The organism is Corynebacterium antarcticum (genome assembly GCF_016595285.2).
Classification (GTDB): domain Bacteria; phylum Actinomycetota; class Actinomycetes; order Mycobacteriales; family Mycobacteriaceae; genus Corynebacterium; species Corynebacterium antarcticum.
This window is the reverse complement of the sequence record NZ_JAENIP020000003.1, coordinates 217,321-242,056: the sequence shown is the minus strand read 5'-3', so window position 1 is coordinate 242,056 and position 24,736 is coordinate 217,321. Positions and strand designations below refer to the sequence as shown.

Below are 24,736 nucleotides of genomic sequence, written 5' to 3'. Positions count from 1 at the left end.
TGTCCTTCGCGGTTGTCGTCGGGGTGTCGCCTGCCGGGATACTGCACCACGAGAGTAGCGGCTCCCGCCGGAACGGGTGCCGTGCCCCACGGACGCGGCGGCGTATCCGGTCGTGTCGGCGCCGCACCGACCGGTGTCATCAGTGGCGCAGGTAGGCCAGGAGGGTCTCGGAGACGTCGGTGATCATGTGCACCGGACACTGTTCATCGCGCTTGTGGCAGAAGGAGGGGTCCCCGGGGCCGAAATTGACGGCCGGGATACCGAGCTCAGCGAAGCGGGCGACGTCGGTCCACCCGAACTTCGCCCGGAATTCTCCCCCGGTCGCCTCGACGAGTTCCGCCGCCGCGGGCTGACCGAGCCCCGGGAGGGCTCCCGGGGAGATGTCGTCGGCGGCGACGGTGAAACGGTCGTCGCCCCGGATTCCGAGGACTTCGTGCAGGTGCTCCATCGCCTCGTCGGCCGTCTTGTCCGGTGCGAACCGGTAGTTGACGTAGAGCTCTGCCTCATCCGGGATCGTGTTGGTGGCCACGAAGGACTCGCAGCGCACGATGTTGATGCCTTCGCGGTACGTGCAGCCGTCGATGTGGACCTCGTCGGGCGTGTACTGCGCGACGCGGCCGATCACGGGCGCGAGCAGGTGCATGGCGTTGCGGCCGAGCCAGGCGCGCGCGGAGTGCGCACGGACACCGTGTGCGGTGATCTTCAGCCGGATGGAACCCTGGCAACCGGCCTCGATGACCGAACCGGACGGCTCCCCGAGAATCGCCACGTCCCCGGTGAGCCACTCCGGATGATCCTTCGCCAGGTGCGTCAGTCCGTTGAATTCGGCGGCTATCTCCTCGCACTCGTAACAGATGAGGGTGAGATCACGGGAGAGATCGGGGCTTCCGGCGAGCCGCGCGAAGGCGTTGAGGAACACCGCATCGCCGCTCTTCATGTCGACGGTCCCGCAACCGAAGAGGGTGTCGCGTCCCTCGGCATCGGTGCCGCGCGTCGAGGGGACGTTCTCGGCCACCGGGACGGTGTCGATGTGCCCGGCGAGGATGACGCGTTCCGGTAGTCCTCGGCGGGTGCGGGCCAGCACGTTGTTGCGGTGACGGAGGACCTCTATCCGGGTGCCCTCCGCGAGTTCCCTGAGCGCGGCCTCGATGGCGTCGGCGATCGCGTCCTCGTGGTGCGAGGGGCTGGCTATGTCGACCAGCTGCGCTGTCAGGTCGACGGGGTCGGCGGTGAGGTCCAGTCTGATGTCGGTCACGCAACCACCCTAGCGTCCGTGCCCACTCCCCCACCGTGAATATGGGAGCCGACGCCACGTTCGGGGTGATCCTGTCAGACAGCATGTCCGATGTCCGTGGATGAGCCGCTAAACTGGGAGCGATGATTACTTCGGGAGCAAGCGCAGTCGGTATCGCCAACATCGCCATGGACGGCACGGTTCTGGACACCTGGTACCCGCAACCGGAACTCACGACCGGGCCCGTGGTCGGTGCCGGCACGATCCGGTTGGGTGCGGCGAAACTGAGCCGGAAGCTCCTGTCACTGGTCAGACTGGACGAGGACCGGATGGTCGAACAGGTGGCGGTCCGCACGACCATCCCCGACCTGTCTGCACCCCCGATCGACGCACACGACGTCTACCTGCGGCTGCACCTTCTGAGTCACCGCATGATCCGACCCCACGACACCAACCTCGAGGGGCTCGAGTCACTCCTCGCCACGGTGGTGTGGACGAACAAGGGTCCGTGTCTGCCGAAGAACTTCGAGTTCGTGCGCACCTCACTCCGGTCCCGGGGGCTGATCCACGTCTACGCCATCGACATCCTCCCCCGGATGGTGGACTACGTGGTGCCGACCGGTGTTCGGATCGCCGAGGCCGAGCGCGTGCGTCTGGGGGCGCATCTCGCGGAGGGAACCCGGGTGCTGCGGGAGGGCTTCGTGTCCTACAACTCCGGTTCGGTGGGGCCGGCCCACATCGAGGGGCTCATGTCCGAGGGAACCGTCATCGGGGCGGGGACCCACATCGGGTTGTCCGCCACCGTGCTCACCGACGACGCGAGCGGTGCCGACACCCCGCACCCCGTCCGGATCGGCGACAACTGCCGCATCGGGGTGGGCGCGGGGGTCATCGGGATCGATCTCGGTGACGACTGCATCATCGGCAACAACGTCGTCATCGACCGGACCACGACCCTCCGGTTCCCGGACAACGGTGACACGGGTCCAGCGACACAACTCAGCGGCCAGTCAGGGTGGTGCATCGATCACGAGCCCGGATCCCCGGAACCGGTCGCCCGACGCCGCTGATCCTCTCCCGGTCACCGGTCCGGACCTCACGCGATTTCACCGACCCCCGACATCGCACGGGGGTCGGTGAACGGAACAAACCACCCCCGTTAACCACATTGCCGGTCATCTCCCACAGGCCGACCGCTCCGTTCGCCGCTCGGCGTATGCGCACCGTACAGCCCCGTACACCGGCGACCACCCCGTGGGATGAGGGCCTGACGGGACCGGGCCACACAGCTCCCCCGGCACTGCCGGGGGTTTTAAGCGTTTACACAGGGGAACCAACGGTTATTGTTTATCCATGACTATCACTGAGAACTCCGGGACCGAACTCGGCTCCGGGCTGAAGACACGACATCTGACCATGATGGGGTTGGGATCCGCAATTGGCGCGGGACTCTTCCTCGGCACCGGTGTGGGTATCCAGATCGCGGGCCCCGCCGTCCTCCTCGCCTACATCTTCGCGGGCATCCTGGTGGTGTTCGTGATGCAGATGCTCGGGGAGATGGCGGCGGCCCGTCCGGCGTCCGGTTCCTTCTCCAATTACGCGGAGATGGCACTCGGACACTGGGCCGGTTTCTCCACCGGCTGGCTGTACTGGTATCTGCTCGTGATGGTGATGGGCGCGGAGATGACCGGTGCCGCCGGGATCATGTCGCAGTGGTTCGGGGTCGCCCCCTGGATCCCGGCTCTCGTCTGCGTCGTCATCTTCGCGGTGATCAACCTCTGGAAGGTCTCCGGATTCGGTGAATTCGAGTTCTGGTTCGCCTTCATCAAGGTCGCGGTCATCATCATCTTCCTCATCATCGGTGCGCTGCTCATCTTCGGTCTCATGCCGGGTACGGACCCGGTCGGCTTCAGCAACTTCATCGGGGATCACGGGTTCATGCCGAACGGCGTGCCCGGTGTCGCAGCCGGCCTCCTCGCCGTGGCGTTCGCCTTCGGTGGCATCGAGATCGTCACCATCGCCGCCGCGGAGTCCGATAACCCGGCGAAGAACATCGCCACCGCCGTCCGCTCCGTCATCTGGCGCATCGTGGTGTTCTACCTCGGCGCCGTGCTCGTGATCACCTTCCTCCTCCCCTACGACGAGATCAGCGGTGCGGACTCGGCCGCGGAGTCCCCGTTCACCCGGGTCCTCGAGATGGCGCACGTCCCGGGCATCGTCGGGATCATGGAGCTCGTCATCGTCCTGGCGTTGTTGAGTGCATTCAACGCCCAGATCTACGGCACCTCCCGTTTCGCCCACTCCCTCGCAACGCGGGGTAACGCCCCGCGACTCCTCGGCCGGACAATCCGTGACGGGGTCCCGATGAACGCCGTGCTGCTCAGTATGTTCTTCGCGTTCGTCTCCGTCGCCCTGCAGTACTGGAACCCGGCGGGTCTCCTCGAGTTCCTGTTCAACGCAGTGGGCGGCTCACTGCTTCTCATCTGGGGCTTCACCATCGTCAGTTATCTCCGCCTGCACCCGGAGCTGGAACGAAACAACGAGATCTCGGTCCGGATGTGGGGCTTCCCGTGGCTCGGCTGGATCACCCTCGCAATGCTCATCGTCCTCACCATGCTGATGCTTTCCGATCCCGCGGCCAGGTACCAGGTCCTCTCGGTGATCATCGTGTTCGGTGTACTCGTCGGACTCTCGTTCCTCGCACCGGGGGCGAAGACCGCGAAGGCTGCCGAGGCCGCCCGTTCCCATGAACTGAAGTGACAACCGGGGGAAGTTCCCCCTCTCGACGGCCGTCGCATCCACCGGTGGGTGGATCCGGCGGCCGTCGCCGTTTCCGGTAGGTTGGAGGCCATGACTGCAGCAACAGCAACCGGACTCGCGACCATCCAACCCGACGGAACCGTTCTCGACTGCTGGTTCCCGGCCCCCGAACTCACGGACACGGACCAGACCTCCGGAACCACCCGCCTCGAGGCCGGCGACCTGCCCGAACACCTGGCCCCCCTCGCCGGCACCGACGAGGACCGTGGAGTTGAGCGGGTGGGTGTCCGGACCGTCATCGCGGATCTGGATGACGCCCCCACCGACGCCTTCGACGTCTATCTGCGGCTCCACCTGCTGTCCACCCGCAGGGTCCGTCCCCACGGTCTCAACATGGACGGTGTCTTCGGGCTGTTGACCAATGTCGTCTGGACGAACTTCGGGCCCTGCCCGGTCGCCGATTTCGAGATCACCCGGGCGAAGCTCTCCCGCCGCGGCAAGGTCACGGTCCACCTGGTGGACAAGTTCCCCCGGATGATCGACTACGTCGTCCCGACCGGCGTCCGAATCGGCGACGCCGACCGTGTCCGGATGGGCGCCCACCTCGCGGAGGGGACCACCGTCATGCACGAGGGCTTCGTCAACTTCAACGCCGGCACCCTGGGCTCCTCCATGGTCGAAGGCAGGATCTCCGCGGGCGTCGTCGTCGGCGACGGCACTGACATCGGCGGTGGCGCGTCGATCATGGGCACGCTCTCCGGTGGCGGCAAGCAGGTCATCTCCCTGGGGGAACGCTGCCTGCTGGGAGCGAACGCAGGGTGCGGCATCTCGCTCGGCGATGACTGTGTCATCGAGGCCGGTCTCTACGTCACCGCCGGCACGAAGGTGAGGGTCCTGGGCGATGTCGCGACCGCCGTCGGAGTGTCCGACGGGGATTCGGTCAAGGCCGTCGATCTGTCGGGCGCCTCCAACATCCTGTACCGCCGGAATTCACTCACCGGCGCCGTCGAGGCCACCGCATGGGGCTCGGCACGGGTCGAGCTGAACGCAGACCTGCACGCGAACTAGCTCGATCCCCGTCCTGCACGGGGCCCGGCGGTTTTACCGCCGGGCCCCGTGTGCACCGGTGAGCGGACACGCTGATCCGCAACGGTGCCACGTACCCGAGGATCCACGACGACAAGGACCGGAACATGCCCTGGATCATCTCCCCACCCACGCTCACCGGCCGAATCGTCACCCTGTCCCCGCTGCAGGCGGACGATGCCACGGAGCTCTCGGAGGCCGTCCGCGACGGTGCTCTGCACCGCGAATGGTGGACCTCCACACCGTCGCCCGAGGGCATGTCCACGGACATCGGGGGCAAGCTGGCACGGGCCACCGACGGAACCATGGTGCCGTTCATCATCCGCGCAGCGAACGACGGCAGGGCGCTCGGCGTTACCTGCTACTACGATCTGGAGCCCTCGGTGCCCCGGCTGGAGATCGGGTACACCTGGCTCCGTGCCTCGGCGCAGGGAACCGGCGCCAATCCGGAGGCCAAACTCCTGCTGCTGGGCCACGCGTTCGAGGAGCTGCACTGCGCGCGGGTGGGTATCCGGACGAAGTTCTCCAACACCGGCTCCCGGGCCGCCATCGAACGCCTCGGGCTCAGACGTGACGGGATCCTCCGCTCGCACGCGCGGCTCCGCAACGGGACCCTCGATGATGCCGTCCTCTACTCGGCGCTGGCGCATGAGTGGCCGGCGCTCCGGTCGGCCCTCGGGGACCGAGTCGAACGCCACGCCTCGAATTGAGAATGCCGGGCCGGTGTCCGCCGGGAACCGTCAGGCGCGTAACTTGTTCTGCGGAACCCTTTTTCCCAGCCGACACGCAGCAGGAGACATGAGCGCCGTGACCGCAACCAGAACCAACCTAGGATCCGGGCTCAAGGTCCGCCACCTGACCATGATGGGCCTCGGATCGACCATCGGAGCAGGGCTCTTCCTCGGCACCGGCGTCGGGATCCGGGCGGCGGGCCCGGCCGTGCTGCTGGCCTACATCGCCGCCGGGGCGATCGCCGTGATGGTGATGCGGATGCTCGGCGAGATGGGCTCCGTGGTTCCGGCCTCCGGCTCCTTCTCCGAGTACGCGGAGCTGGGCATCGGCCGGTGGGCGGGGTTCACGCAGGGCTGGATCTACTGGCTCGCCACCGTCGCGGTCCTCGGCGCCGAGATGACCGGGGCCGCGGCGATCATCGGTTCCTGGTTGTCGATCCCGCAGTGGGTCCCGGCGCTGGTGTTCGTCGTCTTCTTCGGGGTGGTCAATCTCCTGCGTGTCCGGGCCTTCGGTGAGTTCGAGTTCTGGTTCGCGCTGATCAAGGTGCTCGCGCTCGCCGGATTCCTGGTCATCGGGTTCCTCCTCATCTTCGGTCTGCTCCCGGCACACCCGTACATCGGGTCGTCGGTGTTCACGGCGGACGGGTTCATGCCGAACGGACTGGGCGGAGTCGCCGCGGGCATGCTCGCCGTGGCCTTCGCCTTCGGCGGCATCGAGGTGGTCGCCATCGCGGCGGCCGAGTCCGAGGACCCCGGCCGATCACTGGTCAACGCGGTGCGTACGACGATCACGAGGATCAGCGTGTTCTATCTGGGCAGTGTCCTGGTGATCACCTTCCTCCTGCCCTACTCCACTCTCGGGGCGGCCGACACCGCGGCGGACAGCCCGTTCGCCCTCGTTCTGGGGCTCGCCGGAATACCCGGGGTCGTGGGGCTGATGGAGACGCTGATCGTGCTCGCACTGCTCTCCGCGTTCAACGCCCAGCTGTTCGCCTCCTCACGGATGATGTTCTCGTTGGCCCAGCGCGGTGACGCTCCGGCGATCTTCTCCCGGGTGAATGCCAGAAAGGTCCCTGTCCCGGCCATCATCCTGTCAATCGTCCTCGCCACCGTGATGGTGGTGCTGAATTTCGCGGACACGGGTTGGCTGCTCGGTTTCATGCTCAATGCGGCGGGCGGTTCCCTGCTCATCGTCTGGGGGTTCATCACCGTTTCCGAGCTGAAACTCCGGCGCCGACTGGAGCGGGTGTCGGAGCTGCCGATCCGGATGTGGGCCTGGCCCGTATGCACGTGGGCGACCCTCGCCGTGCTCGTCGCCCTCGGACTGCTGATGCTCGCTGACGCCGGCGCACGCATCCAGCTGATGTCCGGTGCGGGCATGTTCCTCCTGCTGTTCATCGCGGCTCTGGTCAATTCGCGCATTCGTGGCGTCAGTCCGTGGCAGAAGGGGCTCCTGCCCGGTGAGAACCGCGGACTGCGGTAGGTCCACGACCCCATCTCGCAGACCGTAACCGTCCGTCCCTCCACTCCCCGTACTGGGGACGGGGGACGGACCCTCTGATTCACCCTTGTGCACCGTGCCCCGCCGGTGAGTACAGTTACCTTGACCGAAAAGTAAGTATTCTTTACATTATGCCTATGGATTCGGACACGACAGACAATCTGGTGCGCAAACTCCGCCGGTGGACGGAGCTGTCCCAGGCTGAGCTCGCGGAGCGGGTCGGCGTCACCAGGCAGACGATCGCGAACATCGAGAAGGGCAACTACTCCCCGTCCGTCCATCTGGCCCTGGCGATCTGCCGCGAGCTGGGTGCGACCGTCGAGCAGGTCTTCGGCTCCGAGCAGAACACGGCCTCCCCCACCATCACCCACGAAAGGAACCGACGATGACCGTCACCCGACATCTGGACGAGGTGATCCGCTGGTCGGAGAACCAGTTCGAGGACGAGTTCCAGATCCGGACGTTCCACCGCTCGCAGACCCTGGGACGAATACTCTGCGCTCAGCTGTCCGTACTCACGGCCGGTATTCTCGCCTGGGTCCTCCCACCCGGATACGCGCTGTTGTCCTTCCTCGCAGTACTCCCCTCCGTCGGCTCCGGGCTGATCGCCGACGCATGGTTGACCGGTCGGGTACCCCGCCCCGCACCGCCCCGGGTACCGGCATGGGCGCTGGTGCTGACGGGAGTTCTCACCGCGTTCTGGTTGGCCGGGATCTGGCGGAACGGCCCGGCCTGGGGCGCGGCCTGGCACCACGGACTGATCGTCGGCGCATGCGGCGGGCTCATCGCGATGTTCATCGCGGGACCCGGGTTGATCCGCCGCGCCCGTCTGCGGGACATCCGGCGAATCGATGCGCGACTGGGATCCGACTGATCAGGACTCCGGGACGACGGGGTCCCGGACGACGACGCGACTCGAGCGGAACGTCCAGAACTTGTTGATGACGAAGTTCACCGGCATCGCCACCATGATCGAGATCAACGTCGCCCAGTAGAACCGGGTCCGGATCCCGGACGAATCGTCGAAGATGTGCGCCGGAAGGGTGAACGGTGATTCCGGATTCATCAGGGCCGTCACCACGACCAGACTCACCACGAGTGCGGCCAGGCCCGTGAGCAGGAACGGCACGAACTCGCGGAACCAGCTCAGATGCGTGGACGAGCGGAACGTCCAGGACCTGTTGAGCTGGAAGTTCCACACGTTGGCGACGAGGAAGGCGATCGTCAGGAACACATGGTACCAACGGATGTTGTAGTCGGATCCGAGCAGATTCAGGAAGGGGTCGTGCTCCGTGATCCCGCTCGACCACCAGGCGATCTTCTTGCTCGCGGCGACGGCGATGAGGTTGACGATGACCCCCGAACCACCGACGATCCCGAACTTGATGAACTGTCGGAGACTGTTGGCGTAGCGGCCGGCGGTTGACGTCATGGTGTGCTCGGGTGTCCTTATCGATCCAGTGCAACGGGAGGGGCACGTTGTCCGTCCATCGGCACGGCCCGGGGCGCCTCAGATCGCGGGGTGCCCACCAGATAGAACATTCTACTTCGACGGACCCGCCTGTTCCGCATTCAGAGGTCTGAGACCCACACCCGAGTGGCGATCATCACCGCCGGTACGGTTCACGGACGTCGCCCACTCCGCCACCGCCGGGGTCGTCCGTCGACCGGATCAGTCAACTCCAGGCGGGTGGCGACCAACCCCAGAGGCCCGGTGAAGTCCCGGAGATCCAGCCCCGCGTCGACGGGATAGGTGTCGTCGCCGACGATCGGGCACCCCAGGTGGGCGAGCAGCACCCGCAGCTGATGGGTGTGCCCCGTGGCGGGTTGCAGCTCGACCGTCCGGTCTCCGGTCCGGCGGACCCGGGTGCGGGTCGGGGTACCCCCGCATGTGACCCGCACCTCCCGCTCTCCGGCGACCTTCCGCATCGGCAGGTCGACAGTGGTCCACGAGTCCCCCACCGGTGGTTCCGCCGTCACCCGGGCCCGGTAGGTCTTGGTCACCTGACGGCGCTGGAAGAGTTTCTGGTAGGCGGCCCGGGTTCCCGGATCCGCCGAACAGAAGAGGACGCCCGCGGTCAGCCGGTCCAGGCGGTGCAGGGGGACGATGTCGGGGTTGTCCAGTTCCACCCTCAGCCGTGTCTGGACGGTCTCCCGGACGATCCGCCCGTTCGTCGTGGCGGGCAGGAAATGGGGTTTGTCCACGACCACGTACCGCTCCGAGACCTCGAGCAGGTCATGGGTGAAGGGGATCGGCGGCTCGGGCGGGACCACCGGGGCGAACCAGGCGGGCACCGGGCCTTCGAGGACCGTGCCCGCGGGAATCGTCTCACCGAACCGGAACGGTGAATCGCCCGCGTCACCGGCCACGTAGGTACGGTCATCCGGCACGACGCCGCGCAGGACGACCCGGCGCGGGGAGATGCCGTCGACGACCGGAAGGGGACGACGGCTCACGCCAGTCGCGCCACCGCGGCGTCGATCCGCTCGTCCGTGCCCGTCAGCGCCATCCGGACGTGGCTCGCCCCCCTGGGGCCGTAGAAGTCGCCCGGGGCGACGAGGATGCCGCGTTCGGCGAACCAGTCAAGGGTGCTCCGGCAGTTCTCGCCGCGGGTGGCCCAGAGGTAGAGCCCGGCCTCCGAGTTGTCGACGGTGAAGCCGGCGCCCGTCAGGGCGGCGAGAAGCTTGTCCCGGCGCGCCCGGTACCGCTCCTTCTGCTCCGCTTCCTGCGCATCATCATCGAGTGCGGCGACCATCGCGGACTGAATCGGGCCCGGCATCATGAGACCGCAGTGCTTGCGCACCTCGAGCAGCTGACCGATCAATCCCTCATCGCCCGCGAGCACCCCGGCGCGGTAACTGGCCATGTTCGAGGACTTGGACAGGGAGTGGATCGCGATGAGGCCGGTGTGGTCACCCCCGCAGACCCGTTCGTCGAGGATGGACAGGGGCGGGTTCCCGTCATCCCAGCCCAGGCCGATGTAGCACTCGTCGCTGCAGAGGATCACTCCGCGTTCCCGCGCCCAGCCGACGACCTTACGCAGGTGCTCGATGCCGAGTACCTTGCCCGTCGGATTCGAGGGCGAATTGATGAACATCATCGTCGGCGTCGCCGGACCGATCTGGGTCAGTGAGTCCGCCCGCTGGGCGCGGGCACCGGACATGAGCGCGGCCACCTCGTAGGTGGGGTACGCGACCTCCGGGATGATGACCGTGTGTCCCGCGCCGACGCCGAGCAGCATCGGAAGCAGCGCGATGGCCTCCTTGGTGCCGATGACCGGCAGGACGCACTCCGGTGTCAGTCCCGTCATGTTGTAGCGACGGGTGAGTCCCTCCACCAGTGCCCGATTCAGCTCCGGGGTGCCGGTCGTCTGCGGATATCCCGGCTCGGCGGCTGCAGCGGCGAGGGCGGCACGGACCGGTTCCGCGACCTCGTCGACCGGGGTTCCGACGGAGAGGTTGACGATGCCGTCCTCGTGCTGCGCCGCCTTCCTCTTCACGTCGGCGATGGTGTCCCACGGAAAGTCGGGCAGGGCGTTACCGGGAGGGGTGCGGGTGAGAGATGCCATACCACTGTTTATACCCGTCCGCGGACAGACGACGGCCCGGCGGGTCACCGTGGATCCCGCCGGGCCGTCCCCCGCCGCACTCAGGCCTGCGGGGGCAGCTTGTCCACCAGTGGCGGATCGAAGTCCTGCTGTCCGAGGCGGGCGGCGCCACCGGGCGAACCGAGATCGTCGAAGAAGGCGGCGTTCGCGTCGGTGTAGTCGATCCACTCGTCCGGGACGTCATCCTCGTAGAAGATCGCCTCGGTCGGGCACACGGGCTCGCAGGCACCACAGTCGACGCACTCGTCGGGGTGGATGTACAGCGAGCGCTTTCCCTCGTAGATGCAGTCGACAGGGCATTCTTCGACACATGCCTTGTCCATGACGTCGACGCAGGGCTGCGCAATTACGTAGGTCATCGTGGTTCGGTTGCTCCAGGTGGAAACGGTTCGGGTGGTCGGACGACAGGGGCTGGTCCGTCGCCGGACCCCATTGTGTCACTTCCCCCGTATCAACGGCCAACCGCCACCGGCGGTCCCGGCCACGAGTAGCAGCGCCCCGCGCAATGTCTGGGCGACGATGATGTCCCCTGTCACCTCCGGCCAGATGAGCAGGGCGAGGTATCCGAGCAGCCAGACGCCCAGTGGGATCCCCGCGACGAGGCGGTTCTCCGTCCACAGCAGGGCCGTCCGGGACAGGACGAGGGTGAACCCGAAGGCGATCAGGATGGTGAATGGAAAAGCGACGGTCTGTCCCGTCGGCACCGTGATCCGGGCTCCGACGTACACCACCTCGAGAAGCACGGACAGCAGAGCACCGACGGAGAGCCACGCCAGTCCCACGACCTTCTCCCCCGTCGTGTGCTCGCGGTAGATGTAGCGATCTGATGGAGCATCGATGGTCACGGGAACTCCAGTCCAGCCACCGGATCCGACCCGCCGTCCAGCGGGATGCCCCACCCGACCCGGTAACACTCGTTCCGCAGCAGCGGCTGCGCGATGAGGTTGCTCAACGCGAACACGTGGGGTGCCGCCCCAGGATCGTCGACGGCGGCGAAGGCCGCCACCGGATTGACGCGGCTGACCGAGCCGTCGGCGAACCAGATCTGCGTGGCGTGCGCCGCCATCGCCGCCTTCTTCGCCGCCAGGGAACCGTCGTCCAGGGTGATGGTGAGGTCGTGACCCTCGACGGAGGCGAGCTCGCCCGGCTCCGCCCGGCGCCACCCGTCGGGGATCCGGGAGATGGCGTCGAGTCCCGCACGCTGATCAGCGCGCCCGGTCACCGCCCAGAGGATGCGCTGCGGAGCCCGGTCCTCGGGCTCCCGCGCCACCAGTTCCGCGACCGCGGCGTGCGTGATCTCGTGCGCACGGACGTGATCGGGGTGCCCGTAACCACCGTCGGGCCCGTAGGTGACCACCAGCTGCGGGCGGATGTCGCGGAACACGCTGACGAGCTGTTCGACCGATCGTTCACCGGAGTTGGTGAATGCCCGGGGGTGCCGGTTCGCGGGATCGCCGGCCATACCCGAGTCGCGCCAGCATCCGGCGCCCCCTAGGTGAATGCCCGACGCCCCGAGATGCACGAGCGACTCCGTGAGTTCCGCGATCCGGAATCCACCGAGCTGGTCCGCGACATCCGCGACGAGTCCCTGGTAGGGATCTCCGATGACCTCACCCTGTTCGCCGAGCGTGCAGGTGATGACGGTGACGTCGGCGCCCCGGCGGGCGAGGTGGGCGAGCAGCCCGCCGGTCCAGATCGCCTCGTCATCCGGGTGCGCGTGCACCGCGCACACCGTCAGACCCGTGAGGTCGTGTCCACTCATCTACTGCTCCTCCACGGCGGTCCATCCGGCGGCGGTCGACAGTAGGCTGGTCGTCCGCTCCGGATGCCCGGACCATTCTTCGATATCGGTGTCCGGCACCACGATACCGGGTCCCCGGACGATGATGCGGGTCTCCGCGAGGAGCGGGACGGTGAGCATCTCCCGCTCCTCGACCCGGCGCAGCTCGGGCAGTACCGCATCGAGGGTCTCCTCACCGGCCAGCACCGACATCAGCGTACCGTCCAGGGTCCTGGAGCAGATGCCCGAGAGATTCCCGGTCCTGATCACCGGGCGTTTCCGGGAGCGCGAGGACATCGAGGAGACGTCGCTCGCGCGATTCGCGGTGGAGGCGGTCACATCCGACGGATCGACCGCACCGGGACACAGGAACCGGTCCGCCACCGCGACGGGATCGAGCGTGCTCCGGAGTCTGCCGACAACGGCGTCGACTTCCCCGGAAGGCAGAAGATCTCCGGCGATCTCGGTGAATGGGGCGAGCACGACCTCGGCGGCGACCTCCTTCCGGGCGAGGAGATCGACGATGGTGTTCGCCGCAGCGGTCGCCGTCCGGTCGGACGGGTCCGCGGCGATGCGGAGAGGGCGGTTGCGGATCGCGGCCTCGAGGGTGGGGCCGGTGGGTCCCGCGGGTGTGGTGGAAGGCGACTCACCGGCCGGGCCGGTGGCACCCGCGTCCCCGTCCTCCGGCGACGTTCCCCGTGCGAGGGCGGACGCGAAGGCCGTCGGGTCCTCCTCCCCCAGCACACCGCCCGGAATATCGAGATCGGTGGAGCGCCCGGTGGCGAGACGGGCGACCACACCCCTGTCGATGAGTGCGGCGAACTCCCGGCGGAGGGCAGCGGTGGAGAGGATCGGTGAGGTCACCGACATGGTCAGCTCGAGGGCCGCCTCCCGCTGCCGCACGGACACCCGGGTGTCCGGCAGGAGGCTGAAGGCGTCGAATGTCGTCTCCGCAGGGGTGAGGTCGAAGTAGCTGACCTGCCCGGAGCGGAGCATCTGCACCCCCTGCTGGACGGAGCGGATCTCGCGGAACACCAGCGTCTCGGTTCTCGCCGGGTCCGATCCCCAGAAGCGGTCGTTGCGGACCAGAGTCACGATCCCCCGTTGCCGGTCCACCTGATCCACCGTGTACCGCCCACCGGCTGCCGGGATGGACTCGTCCAGGCCTCTCGTGAATCCGTCGGTGGCGTCGCGGAGGAGATGACTGGGCAGGAGGTGGTCGAACAGCCCGCTGACATCGGCGACACGGCGCCGGAAATCCACGTCCACGGTGCGGCCGCCACCGGATGTCCGGATCGCACTGATCTGCCCGTATCCGGCGGCACCGATGACGCCCGGGGTGGAGACCATCGAATCCCGGAGGTAACTGAAGTCAGCGCCGGTGATCGGGGTTCCGTCGGACCACTGCGCCGCCGGGTTCAGCTCGTAACGCACGGTCTGCGCGACCCCCGGAGTCGGCGGATCGATGAAGTCGACCGACTCCACGAGATCGGTGTTGAGTTCGTCGTTGACGTACACCCCCGGGAGGACCAGGTCTGCGAGGGCCTGGACGAAGGCCGAATCCTGGGAGATGAGGTGCGGGTTGAATCCGCCGTCGAGCGGGTCGATCCCGATGGTGATCTCCTGCGCCAGCGCGGACCCGTCCGAGGCGCCGCCGGTGTGGTCCGGGGCCTGTTGAGGTATCACCGACGGGCTCCCGGCGGCGGGCGTGGCCGGAAGGGGCGTGGGTTCGTCGGAGGAGCAGCCGGCCACCGTCATGACGAGCGTCGAGGTGAGTGCGACCGCCGTCCACCGGAGGGGTCGGGGTCGCCGGGCCGCGGAGGCACCGGTCGGGGTACGGGAAACACCCTTCACCGGGATCCAACTCGAGAGAACAGACACACGTCCATCCTAGTCCGTGCGGGTTCCCGGAGGGGCCGCGCTCACGCGGACACCCCGCCGCCCGGGCATCTGTGGTGTCGCCGGGTCAGCGGGGTGTCGATCGTCCGGAGGTTCGCGTCCGGGAATTCGGGGATCAGCCCTTGTTGCGCTGCTTGTCGCGGGAGCGGGCGCGACCGCGTTCGGTGGCGTTGAGGATCGCCTTACGCACCCGGATGACCTCCGGGGTGACCTCGACGCACTCGTCCTGGCCGCAGAACTCCATGGCCTCGTCGAGGGTGAGGTTCCGGGCCTTCGCGAGCGTGACCGTGGCGTCGGCGTTGGCCGAGCGCATGTTGGTCAGCTTCTTCTCACGGGTGATGTTGATGTCCATGTCCTCGTCGCGGTTGTTCGCACCGACGACCATGCCCTCGTAAGCCTGGGTTCCGGGCTCCACGAAGAAGGAACCGCGGTCCGCCAGCTGCTGAAGGGCGTAGGCGGTGATCTGACCCGTGCGGTCGGCGACCAGGGAACCGGAGGCGCGGCCCTTGATCTCGCCGGCCCAGGGCTTATAGCCCTCGGAGTAGTGGTTCGCGATACCGGTGCCGCGGGTCTCCGTCATGAACGTGGTACGGAAACCGATCAGGCCACGGGCCGGGACGGAGAACTCCATGCGGACCCAGTCGGTGCCGGTGTTGTCCATGGACAGCATCTGTCCCTTGCGGGCGGCCAGCAGCTGGGTGATGGCACCCTGGAACTCGGCGGGAACGTCGATGACGATGTGCTCGAAGGGTTCGTGCAACTTGCCGTCGATGGTCCGGGTGACCACCTGGGGCTTGCCGACGGTGAGCTCGAAACCCTCGCGGCGCATGGTCTCGACGAGGATGGACAGCGCCATCTCGCCACGACCCTGGACCTCCCAGGCGTCGGGACGCTCGGTCGGCAGCACCTTGATGGAGACGTTGCCGATGAGCTCCTGATCGAGGCGGGCCTTGACGACACGGGCGGTGAGCTTGTCGCCGCCGCCACGGCCTGCCATCGGGGAGGTGTTGACGCCGATGGTCATCGCGATGGCGGGCTCGTCGACGGTGATCCGGGGCAGAGCGACCGGGTTCTCGGGATCGGCGAGGGTGTCACCGATCATGATCTCCTCGATACCGGAGATGGCCGCGATGTCGCCTGCGATGACCTCGTCGGTGGGGACCCGGTTGACGCCGACGGTACGGAGCAGTTCGGCGATTTTGGCCGTCTTGGTGTGCTGGTTTCCCTCGGAGTCGTAGTGGATCCAGGCGACCTGCTGGCCCTTCTTCAGGCTGCCCGCGTGGACACGCACGAGACCGATCCGGCCGAGGAACGAGCTGGAGTCGAGGTTGGTGACGTGGGCCTGCAGCGGACCGTTCAGGTCCGCGCTGGGCTCCGGGAGAACGTTGTAGAGGACGTCGAAGAGGTCCTGCAGGTTCTCGGTCGACGGCGCGTTGCCGTTGCCGGGGTTCTCCGTCGACGCCTTGCCTTCACGGCCGGACGCGTAGAGCACCGGGAGGTCGAGCAGACTCTCGGCGGCCTCGGCGGCCTCCGGGTCCTCGAGGGTGGAGGCGAGCTCCAGGAGCAGGTCCTGGCTCTCGTCGACGACCTCGTCGATGCGGGCGTCGGGGCGGTCGGTCTTGTTCACGACGATGATGACCGGCATCTTCGCGGCGAGGGCCTTGCCCAGCACGAAACGGGTCTGGGGCAGCGGACCCTCGGAGGCGTCGACGAGCAGGACGACACCGTCAACCATGGACAGCGCGCGCTCGACCTCGCCACCGAAGTCGGCGTGCCCCGGGGTGTCGATGACGTTGATGACCAGATCGGCGCCGTCCTTGCCGACCCCCTTGCGTCGGATGGCCGTGTTCTTGGCCAGAATCGTGATGCCCTTTTCCTTTTCCAGGTCCCCGGAGTCCATCACGCGGTCGACGGGTTCGGCGCGTTCCTCGAAGGCGCCGGACTGACGCAGCATGGCGTCGACGAGGGTGGTCTTTCCGTGATCGACGTGCGCGACGATCGCGACGTTACGGAACTCTGTGGTGCTCACTGGTGTTTTCTCTCCTGGCGGAATGCGAGCGGAGGGACTGAAGCGCCCGCCGCTGTGTTAATCGGTGGTTCAGCGTACCCGCATCGGTGCCGGAACCACACTTTCCCCCTTTTCGGCGTGTGGTCGGGTCACCGTGCCGCACTGTGATCCCGACCCGGTTGTGTAACGAATCGTTATCTTTCCGCGACACAGGGAGTGACCCGGGCGACGGTTTCCCCGACTCCCCCGAGGGGCGGGAACACCGCCCATCCACCACAATCGGCCCCGGACCGACTGGTGCAAAACTAAATGAATGGGGCTAAAGTTACGCATGTTGCTTTAGTGAATGGTGTGAGCGAGTGCGAATGGGTGTCTCCGGCTCCGTGGAAGCTCTCCTCCCACACCCGTCCAACCCCTTTCCCACGATCACACAAAGACAGATGGAGTCCGTCCCCGTGCCAGCCACCTCCCGCAGCATCGCCGCCGCCACAGCGACTCTCCTCCTGTCCACGGCGATTCTCGGCGCATCACCCGCGACCGCGGATCCCGCGGGGTCGGCACCCGTCGGCTCCAGTGCCCCCGGACTCCCCCAGCTTCCGCCGCCGCCGGTGGACCACCTCGGCCGCCCCGCCCCGCACATTCTCCAGCAGCTCCGCGACCTCGCGGCGCAGGAGTTCCTCCCGGAGAAGATCCGCGACATGCTGCTCGCGGCGGTCGGTTTCTTCGAGGGGGGCGGCGAACCGGGTGCCCCGCTCCCCGAGAATGCGCCGGTCTTCGCCCAGTTCGGTTGGCCCACCGTCGCCGAGAACTGCATCGGAGGCGAGAACAGGGCGACCGGAACGGCGATCGCGGTTCCCGGACCCGCCGATCTGCCGCTGCCCGGGGTCCCCGCGGGTCACGCGACCTTCGTCTTCACCGCACTCGGCACCGGACGCGTCGCGGAGAACCAGCAGGCGTCCATGCAGGTCCGCTGGATCAACATCAGCAACCTGCGCACCGGCGTGACCCCCCTCACCTACACCGGCATCAACCCGGACGGGCCCGCCACGATCGCGGGAACCGCCGACACCGGAACGGGGACGATCGTCGCGCTCCTCGACGGTGGTGTGACCACCACCGGGGACGGCGGCGACTCCACCTGCCGATTCCTCCCGACCACCGGCATCTTCGACGTGAGGTAACCAGACATGACCGATCTGCACCCCGTGAAGCACGAGAGTTTCGACATCGACGGCGGCACGAACACCGATCCCAAGGGATTCATCCGTGAGGTCGACACCTACCGCTCGACGGACTTCGGCCTCTACATGGCCCGGGGCGCCAATCATCCACGGTTCGGCTACCTGGAGACCTGGCTCCTCCCGGGGCTGGGCCTGCGGGTCAACATCTTCCACTTCCGCGACGGTGTCGACGTCCACCAGGACTTCTACGTCGACGTCGCGGAGATCACGGTCGGTACGGACGGCACATGGCGCACCCGTGATCTCTACGTCGACCTGGTCTCCGTCACCGGCGAACCGGTCGAGGTCATGGACATAGACGAGCTCGCCGCGGCCACCTCAGCCGGCCTGATCTCCGCGGAGGACGCCGAAACCGCGATCGACACCACGCTTCTCGCGGTCGAGGGAATCACCAGAAACAACGACGACCTCATGGCCTGGCTCCGGAAGAAGGGCATCGAGCTCGACTGGGCGGATCCCGCCACGGTCACCCTCACTCCCCCCGAGTAGTACGCGGGAGTAGTACTTCCCGGACCCCCGTGGATTTCCCGCCGTGGTACCCGCTGGCTACACTGACCTCCCGCCCACCGGCCGGATCTTCCGGCCCGGCACACCATCCGCGCCCCATCCCGGTACCCGATCCGACCCGATCGGGACTGTGTGACATCGGCACGCGCTGAAACGGCCAAGGAGTCCGCAATGTCCGACGAACACGATCCGACCAGAATCGCCCCCCTCGACTGCCGGGAAGACGACGACACCGACACCGACGGCCTGTCGGAGGCGATGATCAAGCAGATCAACGAAGGGACCGAGCGCCTGGTCCGCCCCCCGGCGGCGCTGCTGGTCACCGGGATCATGGGCTCGCTCGAGGTCGGTGTCGGACTGCTCGCCGAGTACATCGTGACCGCCTCCACCGGCAGCGAGATGCTCGGATCGATCGCGTTCGCGATCGGCCTCGTCATCATCCTCCTCGCACACTCGGAGCTATTCACCGAGGGCTTCCTGGTCCCAGTCTCCTCCGTCGTCGCCGGAAAGATGCCCCTCCACCGTCTCGTGAGATTCTGGGCGATCACCTTCGCCGGGAACATCATCGGTGCAGCGGTCATCATGGCGCTCCTCGTCGTCGCCTACCCGGACATGCACCCGCATCTCATCGAGGAGGCCCGCCACTACGCGCTCATGCCGATCGACCCGCAGCACGTCATCCTCGCCGCGCTCGGTGGAATGTTCCTCACCCTGGTCACCCGCATGCACCAGTTCACCGACGAGGTCGTCCCCATGATCATCGCCAGCACCATCGGCGGATTCCTGTTGTCGGCCACGGGCATCGTCCACTCGATCCTCGACACCCTGTTCATCTTCGGTGGTCTCTTCACCGGGGAGTCGGGACTGGTGTTCACCGACTGGCTCTCCTTCGTCTGGTGGGTTGCCCTGGCCAACCTGATCGGCGGGCTGGGACTCGTTTCCGCCCTCCGCTTCGTCCAGGCGGGCCAGGTCGTACGTGAACAGAAGAACGGGGATTCCCCCGCCGGGAAGCACCCCCAGTAGCGCACACGAAGGTAGAGTGTCTCGGAAAGGGCCCGGAAACACACGGGCCACACCGGCACCACGACCACCAGTACCCCACCGCAGAGGAATCCACCGATCATGGCCCACCGCATCCGCCGTGCACTCGCGACAACCGCCGTAGGCGCCGCGCTGCTGTCCCCCCTGGCAACGGCGGTCCCCGCAGGTGCGATCGTCGGGGCCCACAACGCCCATCCCACCCGGGCCGCATCAGCGGTCCGGCTCGCACTCGGCGACATGAACTGCACCGGCACGCTGATCGCACCGGAATGGGTTCTCACCGCCGAACACTGTGTCGGACAGGGCGACACCTCGGAGATCCACGTCGGACCAACCTACCGCTCCGAGAATCACTTCGCCCGCGAGGTCATCATCCACCCGACGGTGGACCTCACCCTGGTGAAGCTCGACCGCCCGTCGGCGGCACCGGTGGCGGCACTCTCCGGGCACCACATGCAGCCCGGCGACATCGGGCAGGCCATCGGCTGGGGCGGGATCCACGGCAGCATCGCTCCCCCGGTCCAGGAGTCCGCCGTGACGGTCCAGCGCCGCGTGACCAATGTCCCCAGCCCCAACCGCTCCGCAACGATGGTCGAGACCTGGGTCGACAGCGGCCGCATCCAGCCGGGCGACTCGGGCGGCGCCGTATTCATGGACGGTGCGGTCACCGGGGTGATCGCCATGTCGAACGCCGGAGCCGAGAACACGGTCGACGGCACGGTCGCCTGGTACATCCCGGTCGCCGAGCACCTCGAGTGGATCAGCCGGTACTCCGGCGCGCCCCGACCGGCGCCCATCGGCTCGCCGGCACCGCTCGTTGACGCCACAAGATACCCGACCGTCGTGCCGGACCGTCCCGATCCCCTGCCTTTCGGGAGCAGCATGCTGCAGCTTCCGCCGGAGCTCTCCTTCCTTCTCCGGGGACTTCCCCCGGTCGGATCCTCCTAGAAGGGCACCGCGCCCGTCCGGCACCACCCCCGGACAGACGAAAGGCCCGACCCCCGATTCTCATCGTGGGGCCGGGCCTTTCGTGCGGGACGAACTCGTCTCGATGGTCGCCCCGAGTTCGCTCCCGAGACCGGGAACCGAGTCGATGAGATCCCGGGTGTACGCTTCCTTCGCTCCGGCGAAGATTTCGTCGGCGGTACCCGCCTCGACGGCCCGCCCCTGCTTCATCACGACGATGTCGTCTGTCGTCTACCGTCTGCCGCGGGGCAGCGGGTTCACGGATGATGGGAGCTTCACCCCGCCACCCCGACCCCGACAGACAACACGAGCAGAGCATGTGGAAAAGCGCCGGACCTGAAGGCTAATTCAAGCCGCCACCGTATCTCGTAGGACAACGGGCCAGAAACTGTAGCGACACCCCAGAATCATCAACCCATGAAAACCAGGCCAGAGCCGTTTACATCAGGCGTCATGCCTCCCAATCACTGGACGCGCAAGCGCAACAGCCAAGGGTAATGGAAAAAGGGTGTAGACAAGAATTTTGAGGTAGGGATCTGTTTCTTCGAGACCCAGGACATGAGCCAGCCCGCTATCGCCTAATACCATTTCGGCAAAGCTCCAAACAATGATTTGGGTTACCAGCCAAATCATTAACACGACCAGGAGGAATTTAAGTGATTTCATTTACGGAGTACAGTTTCCTCGTCCCGGAACGGTCTTGATTTGATAAGAACGGCCTTTCCATTGGCAGCAAGTTACATCGTTGACCTGCCGTAGATTGTCTAGCGCGATTCTGAGAGACCACAGAGCAACCGTAGGTCCTGCCGTCAAACAAAGAAGCTCGGCAGTTTTTACAACCATTGTATAACATAGTTAACCGACCCATGCACATTGGAGCATGCGCGCGACATGACATGTGCATGGACAGAGCTGACCGAAACCGCTAAGGCTACTGGGACTGCAATGATCACCTCTTCCAACACATGGAAAAAGTATGCAGCAACGTCCACACAGCAGTAGACTCGAGACACTACAATTGCCGATACTTCCGCGACGTCTACCGGCTGGCCGTGACTGGCGCCCATCTCGATAATCTCTAGGAGTTGAGTTTGTTTCAACCTACCCAGTTTCTCTTAGGCACAACATGGCTGGTGATACTTCCAACAGCGATCGGAATAGCAATCATTGCCAGGGAAATGAAAAAACGGGAGAAAAGAAGTGAATTACGAAGCATTATAGGCCCAGCATTCACATCCTATCTCCTTGGAATTATCACTGCCACACTATGGCTTTCATGGAATGATTACCACTCCATCAGCGACACATTCCAAAAACGACCTCCGGCCGAAGTGCCTATTTGGCAAGTTGTAGCTTGTGGAATAACGCTTGCAATCTGTTCAGCATCACTTTCCAAATATAGGGCATCAAGAAAAGGCGAAGCAATCCTTTTCACTGTCCTACTGGCATCGGGCCTATCCACGGTAATGTCATTCGGGGTTTCTTTTGGAGTCGGTTCCCAAGAGGGAGTCGGTGTTATCTTCAGCTTCATGGGAGCGCTCCTTGTATCCGCAGTATTTGGACTAATTGCACAGGCAACCGTAAAGTCCGATTCCCCCAAGTGATCTACAACAGACACAGTTTGAGCTCAACACGTACTCCATAGAAAAATCGATAGATACCGAAAGGACTTTTATCGGCGGTTACCCTGCCGCCCGCACACCATCGGCGCATACTTCTCGGCCTTGTCGACCCGACCAAACACGCGGGCCACATCCATGACCGGCCCCTGGGCGGAGCGCCCGGTGGAGAGTTTTTCCAGTTCACACCGTGATCATGCACTCAGCGTCGCAGTGGAATGTGTCCCGTACGGTCGGCGGCCGCTTCGTTCCGTCCGGGGTGATCTGCTCGACTACCCGACGCTGCCCGTTGCGCACCACATCGCCCACACCCGTAGTCAGCGACCGGTCATCACGGCGGGTCAGAGGCGCATCCCCTACAAACGCCCGGTCATCTCGACGCACTCGTCCACCACCTTCTGCACCGCTCGATTCAGAGCTCCGGTTCGAGGCCACCAGGGATTTCTTATCCTCGGAGGTAGCACGCCTCCAGTCGTGGAGGGCGTCGGTCATCACGATGGTTACCGAGCCTGTGGCCTGGGCGGTCTTCAAGGTGCGCACCATCTCCGGGGATACCAGGCCTGCCTCGTCCACGATCACGACAGTATCGGCGTTCCAGCCCAACATCTGCCACTACAGCCCCCGGCTCCGCATCAGCCGTATCGGTCCAGAACTCCGGCGACATCTGCACCGATACGGCTGCCCCTCCCCTTCCATCACGTCAGCCGCTTTGCCAGTCAGAACCAGCCCGAGAACGGTTTTTCCGGGGTTCTCCCACGCACTCCGAGTCGTCTCGAGCGAGGATGTTCTGCCGGCGCAGGCTGGGGCAACGACAACGCAGACCCTGGAAGTCGGAGGGGCTGCTCGTCGAATACCGTGAGCGAAGCAGCCGGCAGCGACATGCTCGGGCCCCTCGCTCTCGCCATCATCCTGCTCACCTACTCCGAGTTGTTCACGGTATACAGCCGGTCGGATCCTCCCGATACCCGGAACCGATTCACCGACCGGAAAAGGCCCGGCGCCCGATTCTCATCGTGGGTCCGGGCCTTTCGTGCGGAACGACCTCGTCTAGATGGTCGTCCCGAGTTCGATCCCGAGACCGGGAACCGACTCGATCAGATCCCGGGTGTAGGCCTCCTCCGCTCCTGCGAAGATCTCGTCGGCGGTACCGGTCTCGACGACCTGCCCCTCCTTCATCACCACGATGTCGTCGGCGGTCTGCCGGACGACCGCTAGGTCGTGGGTGATGAAGAGATAGCTCAGATCCAGTTCGGCCTGGAGATCCGCCAAAAGCTGGAGGATCTGGTTCTGCACCAGCACGTCCAACGCGGACACGGCCTCGTCGAGGACGATCACCTCGGGGTTGAGCGCGAGTGCGCGGGCGACGGCGATACGCTGCCGCTGACCACCGGAGAGTTCGTTGGTGTACCGGCGCATCGTGGACCGTGGCATGGCGACCATGTCGAGCAGCTCGGCCACCCGGTTCTCGCGTTCCTTCCGGTTGCCGACCTTGTGCACCTTCAGCGGTTCCTCGATGCACCGGTAAATGGAGTACATCGGGTCCAGCGACCCGTACGGGTTCTGGAACACGACCTGCAGCTTGCGCCGCATCTCGAAGAGCTCCCGACGATTCAGAGTCGACAGGTCCGTTCCCTTGTAGTAGACCTTCCCGGAGGTGGGGTCCAGAAGGTTGAGCACCATGTTCGCGACGGTCGACTTACCCGATCCGGACTCACCGACGAGTGCGAGCGTCGTGCCCTTCCGGAGACCGAAGGTCACGTCGTCGACGGCCTTGAACTTCTTCTTCGCGCCCCTCGCGCCGCGGATGTCGAAGACCTTGGTCAGGCTCTCCACCCGGATGACCTCTTCACCGACGGTCCCGTCCGTCGAGTGATTCAGCAGCTCCGAGGTCTCCATGCCCTGTTCCTGTGCGGACCTGATCCGCGCGCTGGCCAGTGACGGCGCCGCCTTGACCAGGCGCCGGGTGTAGGGGTGCTTCGGATCGCGGAGAATGTCGAGTGAAGGGCCCGACTCGACGACCCGTCCGCGGTGCATGACCACCAGATGTTCCGCGCGTTCGGCCGCGAGCCCGAGGTCGTGGGTGATGAACAGGACGGCGTTGCCGAGCTCATCGACGAGTTTGCCGAGATGATCGAGAATCTGCTTCTGCACCGTCACGTCGAGGGCGGAGGTCGGCTCATCGGCGATGAGAAGATTCGGTCGGGCTGCGAGTCCCATTCCGATCAGGGCACGCTGACGCATACCCCCCGAGAACTCGTGCGGGTACTGCTTCGCACGACGCTCCGCGTCCGGCAGCCCGGCCTCCTCCAGTAGCTCGGCGACACGCCTGTCGGCCTCTGCTCCGGTGGCGATGTTGTTGGCCTTCAGCGACTCCTTGATCTGGGTACCGATCCGCCAGACCGGATTGAGGTTGCTCATCGGGTCCTGCGGGACGAGCCCGATCTCGGCCCCACGGTAGGCCTCCATCTGTCCGGAGGAGAGCGTGGAGATGTCCTCACCCTTGTACAGGATCCGTCCGCCGGTGATCCTGCCCGTCCCGGGGAGCAGGCCGATCACCGCCATGGCGGTGGTGGACTTCCCGGAACCCGATTCACCCACGATGGCCACCGACTGACCGGGGTAGATCGTCAGATTGACGTCTCGGACCGCCTCGACGGTGCCGGTCGACGTGGTGAATGAGACACAGAGATCCTCGAGCTCGAGCAGCGGTTCATCGCCGTGACGGTGCCCCATGGGGCGGGTGCCGTCGGCGTCC

25 protein-coding genes and 1 pseudogene are annotated in these 24,736 nt (G+C 65.9%); 12 read left to right on the top strand and 14 right to left on the bottom strand.

The features are described 5' to 3' along the window. Nucleotides 1-139 precede the first annotated feature (139 nt). Nucleotides 140-1,255, bottom strand: coding sequence for a succinyl-diaminopimelate desuccinylase (dapE, locus tag JIM95_RS08460; RefSeq protein WP_200260005.1), 1,116 nt, complete (start codon nucleotides 1,253-1,255; stop codon nucleotides 140-142). A gap of 122 nt (nucleotides 1,256-1,377) precedes the next feature. On the opposite strand from dapE, the gene JIM95_RS08455 reads away from it, so the two are divergent. The 7 genes from JIM95_RS08455 to JIM95_RS08425 all read left to right on the top strand — a co-directional run bounded on the left by JIM95_RS08455 (nucleotide 1,378) and on the right by JIM95_RS08425 (nucleotide 8,186). Further along, a complete protein-coding gene (locus tag JIM95_RS08455) occupies nucleotides 1,378-2,304 on the top strand; it encodes a DapH/DapD/GlmU-related protein (protein WP_200260002.1) in 927 nt (308 codons plus the stop codon). A 283-nt stretch (nucleotides 2,305-2,587) separates the two neighbouring features. Beyond that, complete coding sequence (locus JIM95_RS08450) at nucleotides 2,588-3,994, top strand: amino acid permease (protein ID WP_200259999.1); 1,407 nt, start codon at nucleotides 2,588-2,590, stop codon at nucleotides 3,992-3,994. A 90-nt stretch (nucleotides 3,995-4,084) separates the two neighbouring features. Beyond that, nucleotides 4,085-5,062, top strand: a complete 978-nt coding sequence (dapD, locus tag JIM95_RS08445; RefSeq protein ID WP_200259996.1) for a 2,3,4,5-tetrahydropyridine-2,6-dicarboxylate N-succinyltransferase — start codon at nucleotides 4,085-4,087, stop codon at nucleotides 5,060-5,062. Between the two features lie 125 nt (nucleotides 5,063-5,187). Continuing rightward, on the top strand, nucleotides 5,188-5,790 hold the full coding sequence (locus JIM95_RS08440) for a GNAT family N-acetyltransferase (RefSeq protein ID WP_200259993.1): 603 nt from the start codon (nucleotides 5,188-5,190) through the stop codon (nucleotides 5,788-5,790). A gap of 88 nt (nucleotides 5,791-5,878) precedes the next feature. Further along, on the top strand, nucleotides 5,879-7,294 hold the full coding sequence (locus JIM95_RS08435) for an amino acid permease (RefSeq protein WP_200259990.1): 1,416 nt from the start codon (nucleotides 5,879-5,881) through the stop codon (nucleotides 7,292-7,294). A gap of 155 nt (nucleotides 7,295-7,449) precedes the next feature. Then, nucleotides 7,450-7,701: a helix-turn-helix transcriptional regulator gene (locus JIM95_RS08430; RefSeq protein ID WP_200260168.1), complete on the top strand. Its 252-nt coding sequence runs from the start codon at nucleotides 7,450-7,452 to the stop codon at nucleotides 7,699-7,701. Then, complete coding sequence (locus JIM95_RS08425) at nucleotides 7,698-8,186, top strand: hypothetical protein (protein WP_200259987.1); 489 nt, start codon at nucleotides 7,698-7,700, stop codon at nucleotides 8,184-8,186. The genes JIM95_RS08430 and JIM95_RS08425 overlap by 4 nt, the downstream gene beginning before the upstream one ends. On the opposite strand, the gene JIM95_RS08420 is transcribed toward JIM95_RS08425, so the two are convergent. From JIM95_RS08420 to typA, 8 genes are all read right to left on the bottom strand, one after another. After that, complete coding sequence (locus tag JIM95_RS08420; protein WP_200259984.1) at nucleotides 8,187-8,744, bottom strand: GtrA family protein; 558 nt, start codon at nucleotides 8,742-8,744, stop codon at nucleotides 8,187-8,189. 191 nt (nucleotides 8,745-8,935) lie between these two features. Continuing rightward, the gene (locus JIM95_RS08415; protein WP_200260165.1) at nucleotides 8,936-9,682 is read right to left on the bottom strand and encodes a pseudouridine synthase; all 747 of its coding nucleotides are present in this window, start codon (nucleotides 9,680-9,682) and stop codon (nucleotides 8,936-8,938) included. A gap of 83 nt (nucleotides 9,683-9,765) precedes the next feature. Beyond that, the gene (gene dapC / locus JIM95_RS08410) at nucleotides 9,766-10,881 is read right to left on the bottom strand and encodes a succinyldiaminopimelate transaminase (protein ID WP_200259981.1); all 1,116 of its coding nucleotides are present in this window, start codon (nucleotides 10,879-10,881) and stop codon (nucleotides 9,766-9,768) included. An 80-nt stretch (nucleotides 10,882-10,961) separates the two neighbouring features. Then, entirely contained in the window at nucleotides 10,962-11,279 is a 318-nt protein-coding gene (fdxA, locus tag JIM95_RS08405; protein WP_198735573.1) for a ferredoxin, read from the bottom strand. Nucleotides 11,280-11,357: 78 nt separating this feature from the next. After that, a complete protein-coding gene (locus JIM95_RS08400; protein WP_248113538.1) occupies nucleotides 11,358-11,765 on the bottom strand; it encodes a hypothetical protein in 408 nt (135 codons plus the stop codon). Further along, a complete protein-coding gene (mshB, locus tag JIM95_RS08395) occupies nucleotides 11,762-12,682 on the bottom strand; it encodes an N-acetyl-1-D-myo-inositol-2-amino-2-deoxy-alpha-D-glucopyranoside deacetylase (RefSeq protein ID WP_200259978.1) in 921 nt (306 codons plus the stop codon). Before mshB ends, JIM95_RS08400 begins: the two co-directional genes overlap by 4 nt. After that, on the bottom strand, nucleotides 12,683-14,581 hold the full coding sequence (locus JIM95_RS08390; protein ID WP_200259975.1) for an ABC transporter family substrate-binding protein: 1,899 nt from the start codon (nucleotides 14,579-14,581) through the stop codon (nucleotides 12,683-12,685). A 133-nt stretch (nucleotides 14,582-14,714) separates the two neighbouring features. Continuing rightward, nucleotides 14,715-16,628, bottom strand: coding sequence for a translational GTPase TypA (typA, locus tag JIM95_RS08385; RefSeq protein ID WP_200259972.1), 1,914 nt, complete (start codon nucleotides 16,626-16,628; stop codon nucleotides 14,715-14,717). Nucleotides 16,629-17,062: 434 nt separating this feature from the next. Between typA and JIM95_RS08380 the strand changes: the two genes are divergently transcribed. The 4 genes from JIM95_RS08380 to JIM95_RS08365 all read left to right on the top strand — a co-directional run bounded on the left by JIM95_RS08380 (nucleotide 17,063) and on the right by JIM95_RS08365 (nucleotide 20,344). Then, nucleotides 17,063-17,788 (top strand): Rv1157c family protein, encoded by a 726-nt coding sequence (locus JIM95_RS08380; RefSeq protein WP_248113536.1) that lies wholly within the window; start codon nucleotides 17,063-17,065, stop codon nucleotides 17,786-17,788. A gap of 6 nt (nucleotides 17,789-17,794) precedes the next feature. Continuing rightward, the gene (locus JIM95_RS08375; RefSeq protein ID WP_200259966.1) at nucleotides 17,795-18,337 is read left to right on the top strand and encodes a ribonuclease FAU-1 family protein; all 543 of its coding nucleotides are present in this window, start codon (nucleotides 17,795-17,797) and stop codon (nucleotides 18,335-18,337) included. Between the two features lie 189 nt (nucleotides 18,338-18,526). After that, nucleotides 18,527-19,378 (top strand): formate/nitrite transporter family protein, encoded by an 852-nt coding sequence (locus JIM95_RS08370; protein ID WP_200259963.1) that lies wholly within the window; start codon nucleotides 18,527-18,529, stop codon nucleotides 19,376-19,378. Between the two features lie 99 nt (nucleotides 19,379-19,477). Further along, nucleotides 19,478-20,344, top strand: a complete 867-nt coding sequence (locus tag JIM95_RS08365) for a S1 family peptidase (RefSeq protein ID WP_200259960.1) — start codon at nucleotides 19,478-19,480, stop codon at nucleotides 20,342-20,344. Nucleotides 20,345-20,404: 60 nt separating this feature from the next. Here the strand turns inward: JIM95_RS08365 and JIM95_RS08360 are convergent. After that, nucleotides 20,405-20,593, bottom strand: a pseudogene (locus JIM95_RS08360) (hypothetical protein); the annotation flags it as partial. A 213-nt stretch (nucleotides 20,594-20,806) separates the two neighbouring features. Further along, complete coding sequence (locus JIM95_RS08355) at nucleotides 20,807-21,028, bottom strand: hypothetical protein (protein ID WP_200259954.1); 222 nt, start codon at nucleotides 21,026-21,028, stop codon at nucleotides 20,807-20,809. A 467-nt stretch (nucleotides 21,029-21,495) separates the two neighbouring features. Between JIM95_RS08355 and JIM95_RS08350 the strand changes: the two genes are divergently transcribed. Then, nucleotides 21,496-21,966, top strand: coding sequence for a hypothetical protein (locus JIM95_RS08350; protein WP_200259950.1), 471 nt, complete (start codon nucleotides 21,496-21,498; stop codon nucleotides 21,964-21,966). 198 nt (nucleotides 21,967-22,164) lie between these two features. Here JIM95_RS08350 and JIM95_RS08345 read toward each other — a convergent pair whose 3' ends face one another. From JIM95_RS08345 to JIM95_RS08340, 3 genes are all read right to left on the bottom strand, one after another. Then, a complete protein-coding gene (locus tag JIM95_RS08345) occupies nucleotides 22,165-22,554 on the bottom strand; it encodes a hypothetical protein (protein ID WP_200259947.1) in 390 nt (129 codons plus the stop codon). A 39-nt stretch (nucleotides 22,555-22,593) separates the two neighbouring features. Then, nucleotides 22,594-22,833 carry an AAA family ATPase gene (locus JIM95_RS11580; RefSeq protein WP_410170773.1) on the bottom strand — a complete coding sequence of 80 codons (240 nt, stop codon included), beginning with the start codon at nucleotides 22,831-22,833 and terminating at the stop codon, nucleotides 22,594-22,596. A 195-nt stretch (nucleotides 22,834-23,028) separates the two neighbouring features. Then, nucleotides 23,029-24,714 (bottom strand): dipeptide ABC transporter ATP-binding protein, encoded by a 1,686-nt coding sequence (locus JIM95_RS08340; RefSeq protein ID WP_200260154.1) that lies wholly within the window; start codon nucleotides 24,712-24,714, stop codon nucleotides 23,029-23,031. Nucleotides 24,715-24,736: the final 22 nt, after the last annotated feature.

Excerpts from the sequence above, each read along its gene's own strand:
- JIM95_RS08455 (WP_200260002.1), top strand. The coding sequence starts at position 1,378 with ATGATTACTTCGGGAGCAAGCGCAGTCGGTATCGCCAACATCGCCATG.
- JIM95_RS08450 (WP_200259999.1), top strand. The coding sequence starts at position 2,588 with ATGACTATCACTGAGAACTCCGGGACCGAACTCGGCTCCGGGCTGAAG.
- dapD (WP_200259996.1), top strand. The coding sequence starts at position 4,085 with ATGACTGCAGCAACAGCAACCGGACTCGCGACCATCCAACCCGACGGA.
- JIM95_RS08440 (WP_200259993.1), top strand. The coding sequence starts at position 5,188 with ATGCCCTGGATCATCTCCCCACCCACGCTCACCGGCCGAATCGTCACC.
- JIM95_RS08435 (WP_200259990.1), top strand. The coding sequence starts at position 5,879 with ATGAGCGCCGTGACCGCAACCAGAACCAACCTAGGATCCGGGCTCAAG.
- JIM95_RS08430 (WP_200260168.1), top strand. The coding sequence starts at position 7,450 with ATGGATTCGGACACGACAGACAATCTGGTGCGCAAACTCCGCCGGTGG.
- JIM95_RS08425 (WP_200259987.1), top strand. The coding sequence starts at position 7,698 with ATGACCGTCACCCGACATCTGGACGAGGTGATCCGCTGGTCGGAGAAC.
- JIM95_RS08420 (WP_200259984.1), bottom strand. The coding sequence starts at position 8,744 with ATGACGTCAACCGCCGGCCGCTACGCCAACAGTCTCCGACAGTTCATC.
- dapC (WP_200259981.1), bottom strand. The coding sequence starts at position 10,881 with ATGGCATCTCTCACCCGCACCCCTCCCGGTAACGCCCTGCCCGACTTT.
- fdxA (WP_198735573.1), bottom strand. The coding sequence starts at position 11,279 with ATGACCTACGTAATTGCGCAGCCCTGCGTCGACGTCATGGACAAGGCA.
- mshB (WP_200259978.1), bottom strand. The coding sequence starts at position 12,682 with ATGAGTGGACACGACCTCACGGGTCTGACGGTGTGCGCGGTGCACGCG.
- JIM95_RS08375 (WP_200259966.1), top strand. The coding sequence starts at position 17,795 with ATGACCGATCTGCACCCCGTGAAGCACGAGAGTTTCGACATCGACGGC.
- JIM95_RS08370 (WP_200259963.1), top strand. The coding sequence starts at position 18,527 with ATGTCCGACGAACACGATCCGACCAGAATCGCCCCCCTCGACTGCCGG.
- JIM95_RS08365 (WP_200259960.1), top strand. The coding sequence starts at position 19,478 with ATGGCCCACCGCATCCGCCGTGCACTCGCGACAACCGCCGTAGGCGCC.
- JIM95_RS08355 (WP_200259954.1), bottom strand. The coding sequence starts at position 21,028 with ATGAAATCACTTAAATTCCTCCTGGTCGTGTTAATGATTTGGCTGGTA.
- JIM95_RS08340 (WP_200260154.1), bottom strand. The coding sequence starts at position 24,714 with ATGGGGCACCGTCACGGCGATGAACCGCTGCTCGAGCTCGAGGATCTC.